At 72.0% G+C, this 825-nt stretch carries 1 protein-coding gene; it reads left to right on the top strand.

Annotation, left to right across the window (positions count from 1 at the left end; all coding sequences use genetic code 11):
* Positions 1–4: 4 nt before the first annotated feature.
* Positions 5–825: thiamine pyrophosphate-dependent enzyme (locus DAT37_RS18735; protein WP_269814788.1), on the top strand; the 821-nt coding region annotated here is incomplete at its 3' end.

Here is an 825-nt window from a genome sequence, read left to right on the forward strand (position 1 = left end):
GGCACTGCAATTCGTGGTGCCGGACGGCCGCCTGACCCCGCGGGGTGAGGCTGCCGGTGTCGACCTCGGCCTCGCCCGCCTGCTGTTCCGGGACATGGCGCTGGCCAGGCGTTTCGACGCCGAAGCGCTCGCTCTCGCCCGCCAGGGCGAGCTCGGCCTGTGGCTGATGAGCCTCGGCCAGGAAGCCGCGCAGGTCGGCTCCATCCGGGCGCTGCGCCCCGACGACCACGTGTTTCCCAGCTACCGGGAACACGCGGCGGCGCTGGCTCGGGGCCTGGGACCGGCGGAGCTGCTCCGGCAATGGCGCGGCCTCGCTCATGCCGGCTGGAACCCCGCGACGCATCGGTTCCACTTCTACTCCCTCGTGCTCGGCACCCAGGCCCTGCATGCCACGGGGTACGCGATGGGGGTGCTGCGAGACGGCGCCGACGAGATCGTCATGACCTACTTCGGCGATGGGGCGAGCAGCCAGGGAGATGTCAACGAGGCGCTGAACTGGGCCGCGACAACCGGGGCACCCGTGCTGTTCTTCTGCCAGAACAACCACTGGGCCATCTCCACGCCGGCCGCCCAGCAGAGCCGTACCGCGCTGCACCAGCGGGCCGCGGGTTTCGGCCTGGACTCCTACCTGGTGGACGGCAACGACGTGCTGGCCGTGCACGCGGTGACGTCGCAGGCGGCGGCCCGGGTCCGCGACAGCCGCATGCCGGCGTTCATCGAGGCCGAGACGTACCGCATGGCCGGCCACAGCACCTCCGACGACCCCGGCAGGTACCGTGCGGACGGCGAGGTGGAGCGGTGGCGCCTTCGCGACCCGATCACCCG

It is taken from the genome of Nocardia aurea (assembly GCF_003123685.1).
GTDB classification, from domain to species: Bacteria; Actinomycetota; Actinomycetes; order Mycobacteriales; family Mycobacteriaceae; genus Nocardia; species Nocardia aurea.